This is a genomic window from Paraburkholderia sp. MM6662-R1 (genome assembly GCF_050436245.1).
In the GTDB taxonomy this organism is placed as follows: domain Bacteria; phylum Pseudomonadota; class Gammaproteobacteria; order Burkholderiales; family Burkholderiaceae; genus Paraburkholderia; species Paraburkholderia tuberum.
Map to the genome: position 1 here is coordinate 1521535 of NZ_JBNDLV010000001.1, position 18017 is coordinate 1539551.

Consider the following 18017-nt stretch of genomic DNA (forward strand, 5'->3'; position numbering starts at 1 on the left):
GGCTATTCCATTACAAGGAGCCTCATATGTCCACCAAAAAGATGTCGCGCGTTCTCGCCGTTGCTGCCACCGCTCTCGCCATCGGCGCGGGCGCCGCTTACGCCGCCCAACCCGCCGAGCAGGCGCACGGCGGGCCCGGCGGCTGGCATGGCCACTTCATGAAGGAACTGACCCAACTCCACGACCGGCTGAAGCTGAACGCGGATCAGGAAAAGCTGTGGCAAAACGCGCTCGATACGATGAAGCAGAACCGCGAAGCGATGCGCGCCAACCACAAGCAGGTTCAAGACCAGTTCAAGGCCGCACAGCAACAGCCGATCCTGGATCTGAACGCGATGGCCGCGACGCATCAGCAGATCGAGCAGAAGGACGCGCAACTGCGTCAGCAAACCACCGACGCGTGGCTGAAGTTCTATAACGGCCTGAACGACCAGCAGAAGACCACCGTCAGCACGGCGCTGAAGCAGCGCTTCGCGCGGATGGAGCAGCGTCACGAGAAGATGCGCGAGCGCTGGGAGCATCACAAGGGCGCCGCGTCGGCGCCGGCCGCCAATCAATAAGCGGCGCATTCGCGAGGCGGACCAGGGAGGGCGCCTCGCTAATAGAAAAACGCCACGGAAGAGGTTTTCCGTGGCGTTGCTGTTTGGCGCTGCTCGCCGCTCGATCGGCGGCCCGCGCGAATCAACTGCTTGAATCAGCCGTTCACCTGACCCAGATCGAACAGCAGCACTTCCGCGTCGTCGCCCTGTTCCAGCGTCACCGTGTCGACGTCGCTGAGCTTCGCGGCATCGCCCGCCTCGAGCACCGTGCCGTTCACGCTCAGCGTGCCGCGCGCGACGTGCAGATAGCCGAGGCGCCCCGCCGGCAGCGCGAACGTCGCGTGTTCGGCGCCGTCGAACAGTCCCGCGTAGATCGACGCGTCCGCATGGATCGTCACCGAGCCGTCACGGCCGTCGGGCGACGCGATCACGCGCAGGCGGCCGCGCTTGCTGTCGGCGTCGAAGCGCTTTTCCTCGTAGCCGGGCTGGTCGCCCGCGCGGCGCGGGATGATCCAGATCTGCAGCAAGTGCGCGAGTTCGTCGCGCGACGCGTTGAACTCGCTATGCTGCACGCCGGTGCCCGCGCTCATGCGCTGCACGTCGCCGGGACGGATCGTCGAGCCATTGCCCATGCTGTCGCGATGCGCGAGCGCGCCTTCGAGCACATACGTGACGATCTCCATGTCGCGATGCCCGTGCGTGCCGAAACCCTGACCGCCGGCGATGCGGTCTTCGTTGATCACGCGCAGCGGCCCGAAGTGCACGTGCTCGGGGTCGCGGTAATCGGCAAACGAGAAGCTGTGATACGAATCGAGCCAGCCGTGGTTGGCGTGACCGCGTTCTGCGGAGCGGCGAATCTCGATCATGGAAAGTCTCCCGGTAAGTAGTCAATCAGAGCGATGCTGGGAATGTAGGGGTTGCGCCGCCCCATAACAATCGTGCGCAACCGCACCGCAGCGTTCCATCGCTGCATGCAATCGCGCGACCGGCGAGCCCATCGCACGGAAAGCCCGGCGCCCGGCAGCCGGCGCCCGCAAAACCGCGCCGGCGTCGCGCACGCACAACGCGTTGCACGGCGTCTTGCCGCTCGATGCCGCGCTGGGCTGGCAGCTTGCCGCTCTTCGGGTAAAATACCGCGCTTTTCAAGCCGCGTGGACGTCCCGCGGGACGCGCAGGCCGCGCCGGCAAGCCTCGGCGGGCGGGCCGCAACCGGTGCGCGACGGGCTTCGACTCGGCACCAAACCGTGCGAGCCACGCCCGATACGCACCGAACGCGCCGGACCGGCGCGCCACGTCGGACGAACCGCCCGCGCAAGGACGACCAGAGCGCGGCGACGATCCCTGCGGCACGGCAATTTTGACCGCCTAGAATACCGACCGTCGGCCCTCGGCCGGTGCTCGTCGAGTCGTGTCATTACGACGATCAGTTTGATTCAGGAGAAACATGAAGAAGTTCGCACTGTGCGTGGCTCTGGCAGTCATGGCCACCGGCGCGATGGCGAAAGAATGGAAAACGGTGCGCATCGGGGTCGACGCCAGTTATCCGCCATTCGAATCGAAGGCGCCTGATGGCGACATCGTCGGTTTCGATGCCGATCTGACCCGCGCGCTGTGCGCGAAGATGAACGTGAAGTGCGTGTGGGTCGCGCAGGATCTCGATGGCATCATCCCGGCGCTGAAAGCTCGCAAGTTCGACGCGATCATTTCCTCGCTGAGCGTCACCGACAAGCGCCGCGAGCAGATCGACTTCTCCGACAGGATGTTCGACGCGCCCGCCCGCATGATTGCGAAAACCGGTTCGCCGCTTCTGCCCACCCCTGAATCGCTGAAAGGCAAGCACGTCGGCGTCGAGCAGGGTTCGACGCAGGAACAGTACGCGAAGGCCTGGTGGGAGCCGAAGGGCGTGCTCGTCGTGTCGTACCAGAATCAGGACCAGGTGTACGCGGATCTCGCGTCGGGGCGCCTCGACGCCGCGCTGCAGGACGAAGTGCAGGCCGACGCCGGCTTTCTGAAGACGCCGCGCGGCAAAGGGTTCTCCTGGGCCGGTCCGGAAGTGAAGGATCCGCAGACGATCGGCGAAGGCACCGCGATCGGTCTGCGCAAGGGCGATGCCGAGCTGAAGGCGAAGTTCAATCAGGCGCTCGCCGAGGTTCATCAGGACGGCACGTTCAGGAAGCTCGAAAAGCAGTACTTCGATTTCGACATTTATCCTGGCCGTTGAGCGAAACAGGCAGGATACTGCGTGGTAAGCCGGCTCGTGCCGGTGGCAGTGAAAGCGGCAACGAAGGTGGCGACACCAGGCAGTAGATTCAAAACAATCCGAGACGAAAGTCCCACAAGCGCGCTGCAGGAGCACCAACGTTTCTGCAGCATGATTTGCACAGCGGCACGCTGTGCGCTGCGGATCACGGCGAGCCAGGCGCTCGTCCCCGACGCGGCGCTACGCGGACCGCGTCTTTCGCGGTGCGCGTAGCGCATCGTCGTGGACTACCTATGTTCCTTCAAGGCTACGGCCCGCTGCTTCTCAGCGGCACCTGGCAAACCGTCAGGCTGGCGGTGTTCTCGCTCGCGCTCGCGTTCGTGCTCGGCCTGCTCGGCGCGGCGGCGAAATTGTCGAAGAACCGTCTGTCGAACGGCATCGGCACGGTGTATACGACGCTCGTGCGCGGCGTGCCCGATCTCGTGCTGATGCTGCTGCTGTTCTATAGCATCCAGATCTGGCTGAACAACCTGACCGACGCGCTCGGCTGGGAGCAGATCGACATCGACCCGTTCGTGGCCGGCGTCGCGGTGCTCGGCTTCATCTACGGCGCGTACTTCACAGAGACGTTCCGCGGCGCGTTTATCGCGGTGCCGCGCGGCCAGCTCGAAGCGGGCGCCGCCTACGGCATGACGAGCTGGCAGGTGTTCTCGCGCGTGATGTTCCCGCAAATGATGCGCTTCGCGCTTCCGGGCATCGGCAATAACTGGCAGGTGATGGTCAAGGCGACCGCGCTCGTGTCGATCATCGGTCTCGCCGACGTCGTCAAGGCCTCGCAGGACGCCGGCAAGGGTACCTTGCGGTTCTTCTTCTTCACCCTGCTCGCGGGGGCGATCTATCTCGTCATCACCACCGTGTCGAACTTCGTGCTGATGTACCTCGAAAAGCGTTACTCGACCGGCGTGCGAAAGGCGGATCTATGATCGAGATCATTCAGCAATACTGGCGCAACTATCTGTTCACCGACGGCTATCGCTTCACCGGGGTCGCGATCACGTTATGGCTGCTGGTCGTGTCGATCGGCCTCGGCTTCTGCCTGTCGGTGCCGCTCGCGGTCGCGCGCGTGTCGAAGAAGAAATGGCTCGCGGGCCTCGTGTGGCTCTATACGTATATCTTCCGCGGCACGCCGCTCTACGTGCAGCTGCTGCTGTGCTATACGGGTCTCTACAGCCTCGAGATCATCCGCAACAACGAGCTGACCAACGCGTTCTTCCGCGACGGCATGCACTGCACGCTGCTCGCGTTCACGCTGAATACCTGCGCGTACACGACCGAAATCTTCGCGGGCGCGATCAAGGCGACGCCCTACGGCGAGATCGAAGCGGCGCGCGCGTACGGCATGTCGTCGTTCACGCTGTACCGGCGCGTGATTCTGCCGTCGGCGCTGCGCCGCGCACTGCCCTACTACAGCAACGAAGTGATCCTGATGCTGCACGCGACCACCGTCGCGTTCACGGCCACGGTGCCGGATATCCTGAAGATCGCGCGCGACGTGAACTCCGCGACGTACCAGTCGTTCAATGCGTTCGGCATCGCCGCGCTGCTGTATCTGTGTATTTCTTTCGCGCTCGTGTGGCTGTTCCGCCGCGCCGAGCGTCGCTGGCTCGCTTACCTGCGGCCGCAAGGCAAGTAACTGCGCGTCCCTGGACAAGCAAGCTCGTTAAGGATCCTGATGAACTCCAAGAAGCAGAAGCTCTTCGTCGACCAGCTTCACAAAAAGTACGGCGACAACGAAGTCCTCAAGGGCGTGTCGCTGAAAGCCAATGCCGGCGACGTGATCAGCGTGATCGGTTCGTCCGGTTCGGGCAAGAGCACGATGCTCCGCTGCATCAACTTTCTCGAACAGCCGAACGCGGGGCGCATTTTCGTCGACGGTGAGGAAGTGCGCACGCAGACCGCCAGGGACGGCGCGTTGCGCGTGTCGGACCCGAAGCAGTTGCAGCGTGTGCGCACCAAGCTTTCGATGGTGTTCCAGCACTTCAACCTGTGGTCGCACATGAACGTGCTCGAGAACATCATCGAGGCGCCGGTGCATGTGCTCGGTCTGAAGCGCAAGGAAGCCGAGGACCGCGCGCGCGAATATCTGGAGAAGGTCGGTCTCGCGCCGCGTCTCGAGAAGCAGTATCCGTCGCATCTGTCGGGCGGCCAGCAGCAGCGTGTCGCGATCGCGCGGGCGCTGGCGATGCACCCCGATGTGATGCTGTTCGACGAGCCGACCTCCGCGCTCGACCCGGAGCTCGTCGGCGAAGTGCTGAAGGTAATGCAGAAGCTCGCCGAGGAAGGCCGCACGATGATCGTCGTCACGCACGAAATGGGCTTCGCGCGCAACGTGTCGAACCACGTGATGTTTCTGCACCAGGGCCGCGTCGAGGAACAAGGCCATCCCGACGAAGTGTTCAGGAACACGAAGAGCGAACGTCTGAAGCAATTCCTGTCGGGCAGTCTCAAGTAATAAAATTACCCGCGACTTATGATGCGAATGGCATGGAAAATGTAGTCAATGTAGTTTTACAAGGCGCTTACGAGCGCCTTTTTCGTTTTTACCATGTCCTTCCGCCCGGCCATTCGAACGACGAAAAAGCGCCGAAAATCCCACAAAACGGGCCATTCAGGCCGAGCTTTCGCCTACCCCGCCACTTTTGACTCGTCAATAGTGACAATCCTTAATACGACCCCTTCCAAGCCGCGATTCCCTTGCCGGACAAGGCTTTTCGCCTTTTCCCGAGGAACTCGTTCGGGTCCCAGCCCACATTCGTATTGCAATTTGGCGACACCCCCTGTTGGCGGTACTAATTTCTTCTCCCAGTTAAAGTTATTTTTGATAAATTGGTAACCAAAGTAGCAAAACAAAGTTGATTAAAAGTAGTTTCACTTCAAAACGCAGAGGAGAACCGGTCGGCGTGGGATCGGCATGATGCAAAGATAGCTCGACGCTACATGTCATGACAGGAGAATCCCTATCCACCCGCCACTCTCCCTGGTACCGCTTTCTGTTCGGTGCTTATCGCGTCCGAACACCACTCGCAGTACTGGGTTTCTTTTTTGACAGGGTATGGAGGAGAAGATGAAGAAAGCTTTGCTCGTCGCTGCGCTGATGTCGGCCGGCGTTGTTGCACACGCTCAGAGTAGCGTCACGCTGTATGGCCGTTTGGATGCAGGTCTCGAGTACATGTCGGGCGTCCCGACCGGCGCTAACGCCAACGGCGCGGCCAACACCAGCTCGAACCGCTTCAAGGCGGAAAGCGGCGACTGGGGCACCAGCCTGTGGGGCATGAAGGGTGTCGAGGACATCGGCGCCGGCAACAAGATCCTGTTCCAGTTGGAAGGCTCGTTCAACACGATGACGGGCGCAGGTCCCGGCGGCGGCGGTCTCTTCAATCGCTGGGCAACGGTCGGCATTTCGAACAACCAGTACGGTACGTTCACGATGGGCCGCATGCTCTTCATCTCGAACGGCGTGTGGGACTTCGACCCGTTCGGTCAGTCGAACTGGTCGTCGGCATCGCTGGTGCGTGGCCGCAACTGGCCGCAATCGAGCAACAACTTCGCGTACCAGTCGCCGAAGATCGCAGGCTTTGACTTCTACGGTCAGTACGCGCTGTCGAACGCGACGAGTTGGAACGGTAACGGCACGACGCCGCAAGGTCGCGAAGCTGGCGCGCAGGTCACCTACACGACGTCGCTCTTTCAGGTCCGCGGTCTGTACGACGAAATCCGCAACCCGACGACCGGTGGGTTGTGGGGTGGCCCGGTTGCCAACAACGGTATCAATACGGCTAACACGGCCAACGGCGTATTCGCTGCATCGCGCGAGTACTCCGCTCTGCTGAACGTGTTCCTCGGCCAGTTCAAGATTCAGGCTGCTTACCAGGCAGTCCGTTCGGCAGGCGCAACGGGGGTTCTGCCCGGTCAGCCGACCACGCTCGATCACGAATGGGGCGGTGTGACGTGGCAGGCAACGCCGGCTGCAGCACTGATCGCGGCGGTCTACCACGTGAACGGCAACAACGGCGCGGGCAATGCGACGATCTACACGATCGGCGGTTCGTACAACCTGTCGAAGCGCACGCTGCTCGACCTGCAGGCCGCGACGGTGCGCAACAGCCGTAATGCTAACTTCGGTCTGAACGCGAACAATGCGGGCTTCGCCGCTGCAACGGACAACCCGCTGCAAGGCCGCCAGCAAAGCGGCGTGTACGCAGGTATCCAGCACTCGTTCTGATCGAACGGTGCGCCCCGAGGGTCATCCCTCGGGGTGTAATACAGGTTTCTTCGAGAGAATCTTTTTCACGCTGCTGCGAGAGGCGCGTATCGGTGCGATATCCGCAAGGGTATTGCACCGTTTTTTATTCGGCGCACGGTTTTTGCCGTTGCGCGCACCGGGCCGGTGCGTGATTGCGTCGACTTATACGGCCGCTTCGTTCTCTTCGCCGGTACGGATACGGATGACGCGCTCGACGTCCGCGACGAAGATCTTGCCGTCGCCGATCTTGCCGGTACGCGCCGCGCCGATGATCGCGTCGATGACCTGATCGCACTGGCTGTCCGCGACCACGACTTCGATCTTCACTTTCGGCAGAAAGTCGACCACGTATTCCGCACCACGATAGAGCTCGGTATGCCCTTTCTGGCGGCCGAACCCCTTGACCTCGGTAACGGTCAGGCCGGTGAGGCCGACTTCCGCGAGGGCCTCGCGCACTTCGTCGAGTTTGAACGGTTTGATGACTGCGGTGATGCGCTTCATGGCGAACCTCGTCTCTTGATGGGAAGAGTGAAAAGGAAAAGGATGATTTTTATTCTACGCCGCGCCGGATGCATTGCGGCATCCGCGCGCGGGTGTCGTCTTTCACTCCACCGGTTCGGTGTAGCGCGACGTGATCGGATAACGCCAGTCGCGGCCGAACGCGCGATGCGTGACGCGAATGCCGATCGGCGCCTGACGGCGCTTGTACTCGTTGATCTTGATCAGGCGCGTGACGCGCTTCACGTCGTCGACCTGATAACCCGCCGCGATGATCTCCGCGAGCGAACGGTCCTCCTCCATATACATGCGCATGATCGCGTCGAGTACTTCGTATTCGGGCAGGCTGTCCTGGTCGGTCTGGTTCTCGCGCAGCTCAGCGGACGGCGCGCGCGTCAGAATCCGCTCGGGAATCACGTCGCGCGTCGCAAACGTGGTGGCCGCGTTGCGATAGCGGCACAGCCGGTACACGAGCGTCTTCGCGATGTCCTTGATCACCGCGAAGCCGCCGGCCATGTCGCCGTACAGCGTGCAATAGCCGACCGCCATCTCGCTCTTGTTGCCGGTGGTCAGCACGATCGAGCCGAACTTGTTCGACAGCGCCATCAGCAGCGTGCCGCGAATGCGCGCCTGAATGTTCTCTTCGGTCGCATCTTCGGCGCGGCCCGCGAACTCCTCGGCGAGCGAGCCGCGGAACGCGTCGAACATCGGCGCGATCGCGATCTCGTCGTAGCGCACGCCGACGCGGCGCGCCATCTCGGCGGCGTCGCTGGTCGAGATATCGGCCGTGTAGCGCGACGGCATCATCACCGCGCGTACCTTGTCGGCGCCGAGCGCATCGCATGCAACGGCCAGCACGAGCGCCGAATCGACGCCGCCCGACAGACCGATCAAAGCACCAGGAAAACCGTTCTTGCCGATGTAGTCGCGCACGCCCATCACGAGCGCCGCGTAGACCTGCGCTTCGATCGACTGCTCCGGCGCGATCGCGGCCGGCAGCGGCGTGCCAGCGTCGAACTCCACGACAGCCGTGGCTTCCTCGAACTGCGCGAGCTTCGCGACGAGTTCGCCCCGCGCGTCGAGCACGAACGAACCGCCATCGAACACGAGTTCGTCCTGGCCGCCGACCATGTTCACGTAGACCATCGGAATACCGGTTTCGCGAATGCGCGCGCGCAGGATGTCGAAGCGCACCGCTTCCTTGTTCAGGTGGTACGGCGAGCCGTTCGGAATCAGCAGCACCTGCGCGCCCGCGGCCTTTGCCATCTGCGCGGCCGACGCATGCCACGCGTCCTCGCAGATCACGACACCGTACTTGACGCCGTCGAGTTCGAACACGAACGGCTGCGGGTCGGAGGCGAAATAGCGTTTCTCGTCGAACACTTCGGTGTTCGGCAGATCCTGCTTGCGATAGGTGCCCTTCACTTCGCCGTCGACGATCAGCGACGCCGCATTGAACGTATCGACCGGCGGCACGCCGCGCTCGATCGGCGCGTTTGCATTACCATGGCCGTTCGCCGGGCGGTGCGCGAGGTTGTCCGACCCGTCGCGCAGCGGATGGCCCACGATCACATGCAGACCGGTGAACGGCTTCAACTGTGCGGTGAGATCGGCCAACGCCGCCGCGCTGGCGGTGTAGAACGCAGGGCGCAGCAGCAGGTCTTCGGGCGGATAACCCGACAGCGCGAGTTCAGGCGCTACCAGCAGCTTCGCACCATCGCTGTGCGCGGCGCGCGCGGCGGCGACGATCTTCGCGACGTTGCCGGCGAAGTCGCCGACGGTGACATTGATTTGAGCAAGAGCGATTCGGGTCTTCATGGCAGGATCGACAGGCAAGCCTTCACGGCTCGCGGTACCGCGGCTCGATGGCTCGACGGGATTGAACAAACCGGATAAACGAACTCAACGAACGACGTGGCAGCTTCAGTTTCACGGCGCCGCGCCGGTCATTGCATACAGTCACTCAGATTGAACCAGCAACGTATCGATTATCGCACGGGCATTCTGGCCTCGCCCTCCGAGGTGGGCGCCGCCGAGTGGAACGCCCTCCTCGCCGCGCAGGCGCAGCCCACGCCGTTTTTGCGGCACGAGTTTCTGAGCGCGCTCAACGCGACGCAATGCGCGGTTCCCGACACCGGTTGGGCGCCGCAATTCGTCACGCTGACCGACGCGCGCACGGGCATGCTCGCGGCGGCGGCGCCCGTCTATCTGAAGGGACACTCGTACGGCGAGTACGTGTTCGACTGGGCCTGGGCCGACGCGTACAAGCGCAACGGCCTGCCCTATTACCCGAAGCTGCTGTGCGCGGTGCCCTTCACGCCGGTACAGGGCAACCGGCTGCTGTCGGCGAACGAGCATGCGTTGCGCCATCTCGCGGCCACGTTGATGGCGTTCGCCGAGCAGGCCGAGGTGTCGTCGCTGCATGTGCTGTTTCCGACGCAGAGCGAAGCGAACGCGCTCACCGATATCGGCATGATGCAGCGCGAAGGCGTGCAGTTTCACTGGCTCAACGATGGCTATCGCGACTTCGAAGACTTTCTGTCGACGCTCGAACAGAAGAAGCGCAAGAACATCCGCGCCGAACGGCGCAAGGTGCACGAGGCCGGCATCACGATGCGAAGGATCCGCGGCGCAGACATCGAGGATGCCGACTGGCGCTTCTTCAGCAAGTGCTATCGGCAAACCTATCGCGAGCATTTTTCGAGTCCGTATCTGAACCTCGATTTCTTCCGGATGATCGGCGCGTCGATGCCGGAGAATCTGCTGCTCGTGATCGCCGAATATGAAGGCAAGCCGATCGCGAGCTCGCTCGTCGTCTATCAGCGCGACGAGAAAACCGGCGGCACCTTGTATGGCCGCTACTGGGGCGCGCTCGAACACGTGCCGTGCCTGCACTTCGAAACCGCGTACTATCAGCCGCTCGAATTCTGCATCGAAGAAAAGCTCGGCGCATTCGAAGGCGGCGCGCAGGGCGAGCACAAGATGGCGCGCGGCTTTCTGCCCACGGTCACGCGCTCGACGCATTGGCTCGCGCATCCGGCATTCGCCGATGCGGTCGGCCATTTCCTCGATAACGAAAAAAACAGCATCCACGCTTACGTGGACGAGCTGCGCGAACACAATCCGTTCAAAGGCTAGAAGCGCGGTTATGGCGTGGTTTCTCTATCTGCTCGAATGCTCGGACGGCAGCGTCTATACCGGCATCGCGACCGATGTCGCTGCTCGCTTCGACAAACATCTGAGCGGCACGGGCGCGCGTTATACGCGCTCGCGCAAGCCGGTGCGGGTGCTGGCGTCGTTCGAACTGGCGGACCGGTCGAGCGCGTCGAGCGCCGAGTATTGGGTCAAGCGGCTCACGGCGGCCGATAAACGGGCGCTGGCGGCCGGGGTGTTCACGCTGCAGTCGGTGTTGCCGGTTGCAGCAGTGAATGACGTCGCGGAAGACGGCGAGCGTTCCGACGGCTGAGTCGTGCTACCCCCTCGCCTCCCGCATCCTCTCCGTCAGCAGCCGATGCACGCGCGCCAGCTCGCCCACTACATCTGCTTCCAGCGACGTCAACTGCTCGCGAGCGGGTAACTCGAGCCGCACCGGCCGTAACGTGCGGTTCAGCGCGGCCTCGATCGCCGCGCTGATCGCCTCGACCCATTCGTCGAGTTCGCTATGCATGTCGCGGCGGTTCGCGGTGAGGCGCAACTGCGTCGCGGTGCCGGCCATCCGTCGCAGCAGGCTCAGCACCGTCAGCGTGACCGTATCGGCCATCGAGTCCTCGAGCTTTTCGAGCCGCACGCGGCCGATCGCTTCTTCCGCGTTGTTGCTGGTGAGGCCCGCAGCGCGGCGCAATTGCTCGATCTCCTTGCCGCCATGCCGAGGCGCGTCGAGCGACGCGCGCAGATACGCGAGATTCGCGCGCACCGCGTCGCCGAGATAGACGCGCACATCGAGCTTCTCGCGCGTCGGCCATAGAAGGAACGTCGCGAGCAGCGCGAGCACGCAGCCGAGCACGTTGTTGCCGAGCCGCGTCAGCGCGAACGCCAACTGGTTGGCGCCCGGCGTCGCGAAGTCGGCGACCAGCACGAAGGTCGGCGTCAGGAACAGCACGAACAGGCTGTAACTGACGGGGCGCAGCGCCATCGTCGCCATCACCAGCGGGAACACCGCGAGCGAGATGCCGAGCGGCGAATGAATCGCATAGCCGATCGCCGCCGCGAGCACGCCGCCGACGATACTGCCCGTCGCGCGTTCGATGCTGCGCGGCCAGGTCGCGGCGATCGACGGCTGCAGGATCAGCAGCGTGGCCATCGTGGCCCAATAGCCGAACGGCAGACCGAGCGCGCGAATCACGACGAAGCCGGCCGTCGTCGTCACGCCGACACGCGCCGCATGGCGCAAGCCGACCGACTGCCACGACAGGTTGGCCTTCAGCGTCGACCACGCGCGCGCCGTATAACGCGCGACGCACGCGCTCCACGGCTCGACGTGCACCTCACGCGGCGCGAAATCGACGAGCTCGAAACCGGATTGCAGCTTCACCGGTTCGAGCAACGCGCTTTCGAGCCGATGCGCGAGACGCCGCAGACGCGCCTGCGGGTCCGCGAGACGTTCCCAGCGCGCGTCGCCGGTCGCGCTGCCGATGTCGCTGAGCACTTCGCCGATCGCATTGAGCGAGCGCACCGCGCGTCGCGTGCGGCGCGGATCGTCGGGCACTTTCGCGCCCGCGCCCGACACCGCGATCAGATACGCGAACAACGCTTCGCCGTCGGTCAACAAGCCGAGCAGCGTGTCGTAGACGGCCGCGCCGCCCGCTTTCGATGCGGGCACGTTCGCGAGCGCATCGCGCGAACGTTCGAGCGACGCGCGCGCATCGGCGCGAAAGCGCGCGGCATGCGTGGCCCATTCGCGCGGCGCGGCACGTCCGCCGACAAGCCGCGCGCTATCGAACGCGACATCGGCTAGGCGCAGATACACCGCGCGCAACGACGCGCGGCTCGCGCCGAATGGATGAATGCGCCACACCGTCAAGCTCAGCACGATCGCGAACAGACAGCCGACCAGATAGACGCCGAGAAACGCGACACCCGCGCGCGCGTCGTGCATCGGCCGATCGACCATCACGACGCAGGCGGTCGCCGCGAGGATCGTCACCTGCGACGTGGCCGCGCCCCAGATGCGGCCGAACGCGCCGAGCGTCGTGAACGCGAGCACCGCGAGCGCGGCCCACGCGGCACCCGAGGCGGACGCGAACGCGGTCATGCCGCCGCACAGCGTCGACAGCAGCGCGAAGCTCATCATCGACATGAAGCGTGCGCGGTTCGAGCCGGCGGCATCGGCGAGGCAGGTCCAGAACGCGCCGATCGCCGCCCACGCAAACACCGGATCGTGCAGCACGTTGCCGAGCGCAAGCATCGCCGTCGATGCGCATGCTGCTCGCAAGCCCTCCGACAGATTCGCCTCGCTCGCCGCGAACGACACCATCCAGACCGGCCGCTTGCGATAGATCGCGGTGACGACCGAATGCAGCCGGGTCGACCAGCGCGGCGATGTCGAGTGGGACTTGCTGCGGTTCATCATCCGGACCGTGGTTCTTGAAGTGATGGAAACGCGCGTAGATGCCGTGAGTTCGCGCGCGAGGTCGTGCGGCGAATGATAAGGGTTTACACCTAAATATAAAAATGCGTTCCGTTCATCGGAGCGATGCGTTCAGGTTATGCGCGCGAGACGAAGCGTGCCAGACGAAGATCGCGGCGTTTTTGCACGGTAGTCGAATACCGCGCAAATCAGATGAAAAAACCGCGCGGTCCTTGCGGACTCGCGCGGTTTTCGTATTGCGTGCAGCAAGCGGATGAACCGCGGCGCGCTTACTTCTTGTAGTTCGCCACGCCTTCGCTGATTTCCTTGTGGGCAGCATCGACGTCGGCCCAGCCTTCGACCTTGACCCACTTGCCCTTCTCCAGCGCCTTGTATTGCTCGAAGAAGTGCTTGATCTGGTCCTTCAAGTAAGCCGGCACGTCGTCGACCGACTTCAGGTTCGCCGTCATCGGGCAGATCTTGTCGTGCGGCACGGCGATCAGCTTCGCGTCGACACCTGACTCATCGGTCATCTGCAGCATGCCGAGCGCGCGGGCGCGCACGACCGAGCCTGCCAGCAGCGGGAACGGCGTGATCACCAGCACGTCGACCGGGTCGCCGTCGCCCGACAGCGTCTGCGGAATGAAGCCGTAGTTGGCCGGATAGCGCATGCCGGTGCCGATGAAACGGTCGACGACGAGCAGGCCCAGGTCCTTGTCGGCTTCGTACTTCACCGGGTCGCTTTGCGCCGGGATTTCGATGATGACGTTGAAATCGTGCGGAAGGTCATTGCCTGCGGGAACGTGATTGAAGCTCATGAGCGCTCTCTGAAGGGGATGGAAATCGGAAGGCGGCGAACGGCGCGCGGGCTGCGGATGCGGTGCGAACTGTGTGCGAACCGCGAACGTCGGGCACTGAAACCCTCTCGCCCCGAACGACGGGTCCGCGCACCGGACCGTACGGAATGCGCCATTATAGCCAATCGGCAGGTGGCATCCGCGGTCGGATCGGCGCGATAATCGTCTGGCGAGTCTCGCTTCGCGTCTCTACCGTTTTGTGTCTCCCCTTCGAACCCGCGCCGCCGCACGCCGGCCGCACGTCATCAAGGAGCATGCATGGAAGAAGCACGGCATTTCATCGGCGGCGAGTGGTGCGCCGCTTCCGGCGGCGAATCGATCGCCGTACTCGATCCCTCGGACGGCCAGCCGTTCACGCGCATCGCGCGCGGCACCGAGGCCGATATCGACACCGCCGTGCACGCCGCGCGCGCAGCGTTCGACGGCGCATGGGGTGCGCTGAGCGCCGCCGAGCGCGGCCGCGTGCTGTACCGGCTGTCGCTGCTGGTGGCAGCGCGCCAGGAAGACCTTGCACGGCTCGAAGCGCGCGACACCGGCAAACCGCTCAGGCAGGCGCGCGCCGACGCCGCCGCCCTGACCCGCTACTTCGAGTTCTACGCCGGCGCGGCCGACAAGCTGCACGGCGAAACCCTGCCCTACCAATCCGGCTACACGGTGCTGACGATCCGCGAGCCGCACGGCGTGACCGGCCACATCGTGCCGTGGAATTACCCGATGCAGATCTTCGGGCGAAGCGTCGGCGCGGCGCTCGCGACCGGCAATGCATGCGTCGTCAAACCGGCCGAGGACGCGTGCCTTTCCGTGCTGCGGGTCGCAGAGCTCGCCGCCGAGGCCGGCTTGCCGGCCGGTGCGCTGAACATCGTGACCGGCTATGGGCACGAAGCGGGCGCCGCGCTCGCGCGTCATCCGGGCATCGATCACATCTCCTTCACGGGCTCGCCCGAAACCGGCAAGCTCGTCACGCAGATGGCCGCCGAAAACTACGTGCCGGTCACGCTCGAACTCGGCGGCAAGTCGCCGCAAATCGTGTTCGCCGACGCCGATCTCGACGCCGCGCTGCCGGTGCTGATCTCCGCGATCGTGCAGAACGCCGGGCAAACCTGCTCGGCGGGCAGTCGCGTGCTGATCGAGCAGGCGATTTACGAGCCGCTGCTCGACAGACTCAGCAGCGCCTTTCAGGCGTTGCGCGTCGGGCCGTCGAATGCCGACCTCGACTGCGGACCGCTGATCAGCGCGAAACAGCAGCAACGCGTGTGGGACTTTCTGTCGGACGCGCAACACGATGGCATCGCGATGGCCGCGCACGGCGAGGTGATCCCCGAAGCGCCTGAAAGCGGCTTCTATCAGGCCCCGACCTTGCTGCGCGACGTGCCCGCGAGCCACCGCCTCGCGCGCGACGAAGTGTTCGGTCCGGTGCTCGCCGCGATGTCGTTCCGCGACGAAGCCGAAGCGCTCGCGCTCGCGAACGGCACGCAGTTCGGGCTCGTCGCCGGCATCTGGACACGCGATGGCGCGCGCCAGATGCGCCTCGCCCGACGCGTGCGCTCGGGCCAGGTGTTCATCAACAACTATGGCGCGGGCGGCGGCGTCGAATTGCCGTTCGGCGGCGTCAAGCATTCGGGACATGGCCGCGAGAAAGGCTTCGAGGCGCTGTATGGCTTTACGGTGCTGAAGACGATCGCGATCCGGCACGGCTAGCGGGTGCCGTAGGGCTCGCTCGCGATCGGCGCGAGCAGCACGTTACAGGCAACAACGCATCGCTCTATCCATCACAAACAACGGAGACATCATGCGGTTGACAGGTAAAACGGCCATCGTCACGGGCGGCGGTTCGGGTTTCGGCGAAGGCATCGCAAAGACCTTTGCGCGCGAAGGCGCGAACGTCGTGGTCAACGACCTCAACGGGCCGGCCGCCGAACGCGTCGCGAGTGAGATCGCGATTGCGGGCGGCAAGGCGATCGCGGTCCCCGGCAACGTCGCGCAACGCGACGACTGGCGCACGCTGCGCGAGGCCGCGCTGGAAGACTTTGGCAGCGTGCAGATCGTCGTCAACAACGCGGGCACCACGCATCGCAACAAGCCGGTACTCGAGGTGACCGAGGCCGAGTTCGACCGCGTCTATGCGGTGAACGTGAAGAGCATCTACTGGAGCGTGCAGGAGTTCGTGCCGTATTTTCGCGAGCAAGGCGGCGGCAGCTTCATCAATATCGCGTCGACGGCGGGCGTGCGGCCGCGGCCCGGGCTCGTCTGGTACAACGGCAGCAAGGGCGCGGTGATCGTCGCTAGCAAGTCGCTCGCCGTTGAGCTGGGGCCGGAGCGGATTCGCGTGAACTGCGTGAATCCGGTGATCGGTGAGACCGCGCTGTTGTCCGAGTTCATGGGGGTCGAGGATACGCCGCAGAACCGGCAGAAGTTCCTGGCAGGGATTCCTCTCGGGCGGTTTTCGACGCCGCAGGATATTGCGAATGCGGCGCTGTATCTGGCTTCGGATGAGGCGGAGTTTATTACCGGCGTGTGCCTCGAAGTGGATGGGGGGCGCTGCGTGTAGCGGTAGGTGAAGCGCTGCGCACGCACTGCGTGCGCAGTCAGTGTTTTCCCCCAATATCGATTCGTCCTGCAAAAAACCTGGCGCGGATAGAATCGTTCGGCTGCGGCACTTCAATTCCATAAAAATGAGGAGACATAGTCATGGCTAGTCCTGCAGATCCGCTCCACCATCCCGGCGCTGGCGCGCCGCCTTCGACGTTCGAAGAGGCGACTTATCGCAAGGTTACCTGGCGGCTCGCGCCGCTATTGATGCTCTGCTACATCGTTGCCTATCTGGACCGTGTGAACGTCGGCTTCGCGAAGCTGGGGATGAGCACCGATCTTGGCTTGAGCGATGCGGTGTATGGCTTCGGCGCGGGGATTTTCTTCATCGGCTATTTCATCTTCGAAGTGCCGAGCAACGTGATCCTGCATAAGGTCGGCGCGCGTGTCTGGATCGCGCGGATCATGATTTCGTGGGGCGTGATATCCATGCTGACGATGTTAGTCACCACGCCGACGATGTTTTATGTGATGCGCTTTTTGCTCGGGCTTGCAGAGGCGGGTTTCTTTCCTGGGATTATTTTGTATCTCACCTACTGGTATCCGGCGCATCGGCGTGGACGGATGACGACCTGGTTTATGACGGCGATTGCGTTGTCGGGGGTGATTGGTGGGCCGGTGTCTGGGTACATCCTGAAGAACTTCAACGGCGTGAACGGGTGGCACGGGTGGCAGTGGCTGTTTCTGCTCGAAGGGGTGCCGTCGGTGCTGGTCGGGATCATCGTGTTCGTGATGCTCGATGATCGGATTTCGAAGGCTAAGTGGCTGACCCGGGAAGAGCAGCAGTTGCTTGAGAGTCAGGTGTCGGCTGAGGAAGCGACCAAGCACGATATGCCGATTCGGCAGGTACTCACTAGCGGGCGGGTGTTGATGTTGAGCCTCACCTACTTCTCGTTTGTGATGGGGCTTTATGGGGTAAGCTTCTGGTTGCCGACGATTATCAAATCGACCGGCGTTACCGATGCGTTTTTGATTGGGCTGCTATCGGCGGTGCCGTTTGCGGCGGCTGTTGTGGCGATGGTGTTTGTGGCGCGGAGTGCGGATCGGTCGAGGGAACGGAGATGGCATATTGCGTTGCCGGCGTTTCTTGGTGCTGTGGGGCTCGTGCTTTCCGTCGTTTGGGCGCATAACACCCTGCTTGCCATGACTGGGTTGACCCTGGCTACTATGGGCATCCTCACTACACTGCCGCTGTTTTGGAGTTTGCCTACGGCGATTCTGGCAGGCACCGGCGCCGCTGCCGGGATTGCGATGATTAATTCGATTGGCAACCTTGCCGGTTTCCTTAGTCCTTATGCTGTGGGGTGGTTGAAGGAGGTTACCGCGGCGAACGATTCAGGGATGTATATGTTGGCGGCGTTCATGGTGCTGGGCGGTTTGCTTGCTATTAGTGTGCCGGCGAGGATGGTTAATAAGTAACCTTGGCCGATGATGAACTGCTAGCGGCCCGGCACGAACAACCCGC

16 protein-coding genes are annotated in these 18017 nt (G+C 63.4%); 11 read left to right on the plus strand and 5 right to left on the minus strand.

Annotation, left to right across the window (positions count from 1 at the left end; genetic code table 11):
* Positions 1 to 26 precede the first annotated feature (26 nt).
* Positions 27 to 560, plus strand: a complete 534-nt coding sequence (locus OKW39_RS07270; RefSeq protein ID WP_090803559.1) for a periplasmic heavy metal sensor — start codon at positions 27 to 29, stop codon at positions 558 to 560.
* A 134-nt stretch (positions 561 to 694) separates the two neighbouring features.
* Here OKW39_RS07270 and OKW39_RS07275 read toward each other — a convergent pair whose 3' ends face one another.
* Entirely contained in the window at positions 695 to 1405 is a 711-nt protein-coding gene (locus tag OKW39_RS07275) for a pirin family protein (RefSeq protein WP_429562338.1), read from the minus strand.
* 578 nt (positions 1406 to 1983) lie between these two features.
* On the opposite strand from OKW39_RS07275, the gene OKW39_RS07280 reads away from it, so the two are divergent.
* The 5 genes from OKW39_RS07280 to OKW39_RS07300 all read left to right on the plus strand — a co-directional run bounded on the left by OKW39_RS07280 (position 1984) and on the right by OKW39_RS07300 (position 7021).
* Positions 1984 to 2760 carry an ABC transporter substrate-binding protein gene (locus OKW39_RS07280; protein WP_429562339.1) on the plus strand — a complete coding sequence of 259 codons (777 nt, stop codon included), beginning with the start codon at positions 1984 to 1986 and terminating at the stop codon, positions 2758 to 2760.
* A gap of 272 nt (positions 2761 to 3032) precedes the next feature.
* A complete protein-coding gene (locus OKW39_RS07285; protein ID WP_090803552.1) occupies positions 3033 to 3722 on the plus strand; it encodes an ABC transporter permease in 690 nt (229 codons plus the stop codon).
* Positions 3719 to 4432: an ABC transporter permease gene (locus OKW39_RS07290; RefSeq protein ID WP_018419774.1), complete on the plus strand. Its 714-nt coding sequence runs from the start codon at positions 3719 to 3721 to the stop codon at positions 4430 to 4432. Before OKW39_RS07285 ends, OKW39_RS07290 begins: the two co-directional genes overlap by 4 nt.
* Positions 4433 to 4471: 39 nt before the next feature.
* The gene (locus OKW39_RS07295) at positions 4472 to 5251 is read left to right on the plus strand and encodes an ABC transporter ATP-binding protein (protein WP_187613461.1); all 780 of its coding nucleotides are present in this window, start codon (positions 4472 to 4474) and stop codon (positions 5249 to 5251) included.
* A 612-nt stretch (positions 5252 to 5863) separates the two neighbouring features.
* A complete protein-coding gene (locus tag OKW39_RS07300; RefSeq protein ID WP_187613462.1) occupies positions 5864 to 7021 on the plus strand; it encodes a porin in 1158 nt (385 codons plus the stop codon).
* 183 nt (positions 7022 to 7204) lie between these two features.
* Here the strand turns inward: OKW39_RS07300 and glnK are convergent, their stop codons facing one another.
* On the minus strand, positions 7205 to 7543 hold the full coding sequence (glnK, locus tag OKW39_RS07305; protein ID WP_013088783.1) for a P-II family nitrogen regulator: 339 nt from the start codon (positions 7541 to 7543) through the stop codon (positions 7205 to 7207).
* 102 nt (positions 7544 to 7645) lie between these two features.
* Positions 7646 to 9358 carry an NAD+ synthase gene (locus OKW39_RS07310; RefSeq protein ID WP_090805620.1) on the minus strand — a complete coding sequence of 571 codons (1713 nt, stop codon included), beginning with the start codon at positions 9356 to 9358 and terminating at the stop codon, positions 7646 to 7648.
* A gap of 150 nt (positions 9359 to 9508) precedes the next feature.
* Between OKW39_RS07310 and OKW39_RS07315 the strand changes: the two genes are divergently transcribed.
* Both OKW39_RS07315 and OKW39_RS07320 read left to right on the plus strand, forming a co-directional pair.
* Positions 9509 to 10678, plus strand: a complete 1170-nt coding sequence (locus OKW39_RS07315) for a GNAT family N-acetyltransferase (RefSeq protein ID WP_429562340.1) — start codon at positions 9509 to 9511, stop codon at positions 10676 to 10678.
* A gap of 10 nt (positions 10679 to 10688) precedes the next feature.
* Positions 10689 to 11006: a GIY-YIG nuclease family protein gene (locus OKW39_RS07320; protein ID WP_090803545.1), complete on the plus strand. Its 318-nt coding sequence runs from the start codon at positions 10689 to 10691 to the stop codon at positions 11004 to 11006.
* A gap of 6 nt (positions 11007 to 11012) precedes the next feature.
* On the opposite strand, the gene OKW39_RS07325 is transcribed toward OKW39_RS07320, so the two are convergent.
* Both OKW39_RS07325 and ppa read right to left on the minus strand, forming a co-directional pair.
* A complete protein-coding gene (locus tag OKW39_RS07325) occupies positions 11013 to 13109 on the minus strand; it encodes an FUSC family protein (protein WP_429562341.1) in 2097 nt (698 codons plus the stop codon).
* A gap of 287 nt (positions 13110 to 13396) precedes the next feature.
* Positions 13397 to 13924, minus strand: coding sequence for an inorganic diphosphatase (gene ppa, locus OKW39_RS07330; RefSeq protein ID WP_090803541.1), 528 nt, complete (start codon positions 13922 to 13924; stop codon positions 13397 to 13399).
* Between the two features lie 297 nt (positions 13925 to 14221).
* Here ppa and OKW39_RS07335 point away from each other — a divergent pair, with 297 nt between their 5' ends.
* The 3 genes from OKW39_RS07335 to OKW39_RS07345 all read left to right on the plus strand — a co-directional run bounded on the left by OKW39_RS07335 (position 14222) and on the right by OKW39_RS07345 (position 17971).
* Positions 14222 to 15661: an aldehyde dehydrogenase family protein gene (locus OKW39_RS07335; RefSeq protein ID WP_187613467.1), complete on the plus strand. Its 1440-nt coding sequence runs from the start codon at positions 14222 to 14224 to the stop codon at positions 15659 to 15661.
* A gap of 91 nt (positions 15662 to 15752) precedes the next feature.
* Positions 15753 to 16511 carry an SDR family oxidoreductase gene (locus OKW39_RS07340; protein ID WP_090803537.1) on the plus strand — a complete coding sequence of 253 codons (759 nt, stop codon included), beginning with the start codon at positions 15753 to 15755 and terminating at the stop codon, positions 16509 to 16511.
* Positions 16512 to 16651: 140 nt separating this feature from the next.
* A complete protein-coding gene (locus OKW39_RS07345) occupies positions 16652 to 17971 on the plus strand; it encodes an MFS transporter (RefSeq protein WP_184065461.1) in 1320 nt (439 codons plus the stop codon).
* Positions 17972 to 18017: the final 46 nt, after the last annotated feature.

Excerpts from the sequence above, each read along its gene's own strand:
- OKW39_RS07270 (WP_090803559.1), top strand. The coding sequence starts at position 27 with ATGTCCACCAAAAAGATGTCGCGCGTTCTCGCCGTTGCTGCCACCGCT.
- OKW39_RS07275 (WP_429562338.1), bottom strand. The coding sequence starts at position 1,405 with ATGATCGAGATTCGCCGCTCCGCAGAACGCGGTCACGCCAACCACGGC.
- OKW39_RS07280 (WP_429562339.1), top strand. The coding sequence starts at position 1,984 with ATGAAGAAGTTCGCACTGTGCGTGGCTCTGGCAGTCATGGCCACCGGC.
- OKW39_RS07285 (WP_090803552.1), top strand. The coding sequence starts at position 3,033 with ATGTTCCTTCAAGGCTACGGCCCGCTGCTTCTCAGCGGCACCTGGCAA.
- OKW39_RS07290 (WP_018419774.1), top strand. The coding sequence starts at position 3,719 with ATGATCGAGATCATTCAGCAATACTGGCGCAACTATCTGTTCACCGAC.
- OKW39_RS07295 (WP_187613461.1), top strand. The coding sequence starts at position 4,472 with ATGAACTCCAAGAAGCAGAAGCTCTTCGTCGACCAGCTTCACAAAAAG.
- OKW39_RS07300 (WP_187613462.1), top strand. The coding sequence starts at position 5,864 with ATGAAGAAAGCTTTGCTCGTCGCTGCGCTGATGTCGGCCGGCGTTGTT.
- glnK (WP_013088783.1), bottom strand. The coding sequence starts at position 7,543 with ATGAAGCGCATCACCGCAGTCATCAAACCGTTCAAACTCGACGAAGTG.
- OKW39_RS07310 (WP_090805620.1), bottom strand. The coding sequence starts at position 9,358 with ATGAAGACCCGAATCGCTCTTGCTCAAATCAATGTCACCGTCGGCGAC.
- OKW39_RS07320 (WP_090803545.1), top strand. The coding sequence starts at position 10,689 with ATGGCGTGGTTTCTCTATCTGCTCGAATGCTCGGACGGCAGCGTCTAT.
- OKW39_RS07325 (WP_429562341.1), bottom strand. The coding sequence starts at position 13,109 with ATGATGAACCGCAGCAAGTCCCACTCGACATCGCCGCGCTGGTCGACC.
- ppa (WP_090803541.1), bottom strand. The coding sequence starts at position 13,924 with ATGAGCTTCAATCACGTTCCCGCAGGCAATGACCTTCCGCACGATTTC.
- OKW39_RS07335 (WP_187613467.1), top strand. The coding sequence starts at position 14,222 with ATGGAAGAAGCACGGCATTTCATCGGCGGCGAGTGGTGCGCCGCTTCC.
- OKW39_RS07340 (WP_090803537.1), top strand. The coding sequence starts at position 15,753 with ATGCGGTTGACAGGTAAAACGGCCATCGTCACGGGCGGCGGTTCGGGT.
- OKW39_RS07345 (WP_184065461.1), top strand. The coding sequence starts at position 16,652 with ATGGCTAGTCCTGCAGATCCGCTCCACCATCCCGGCGCTGGCGCGCCG.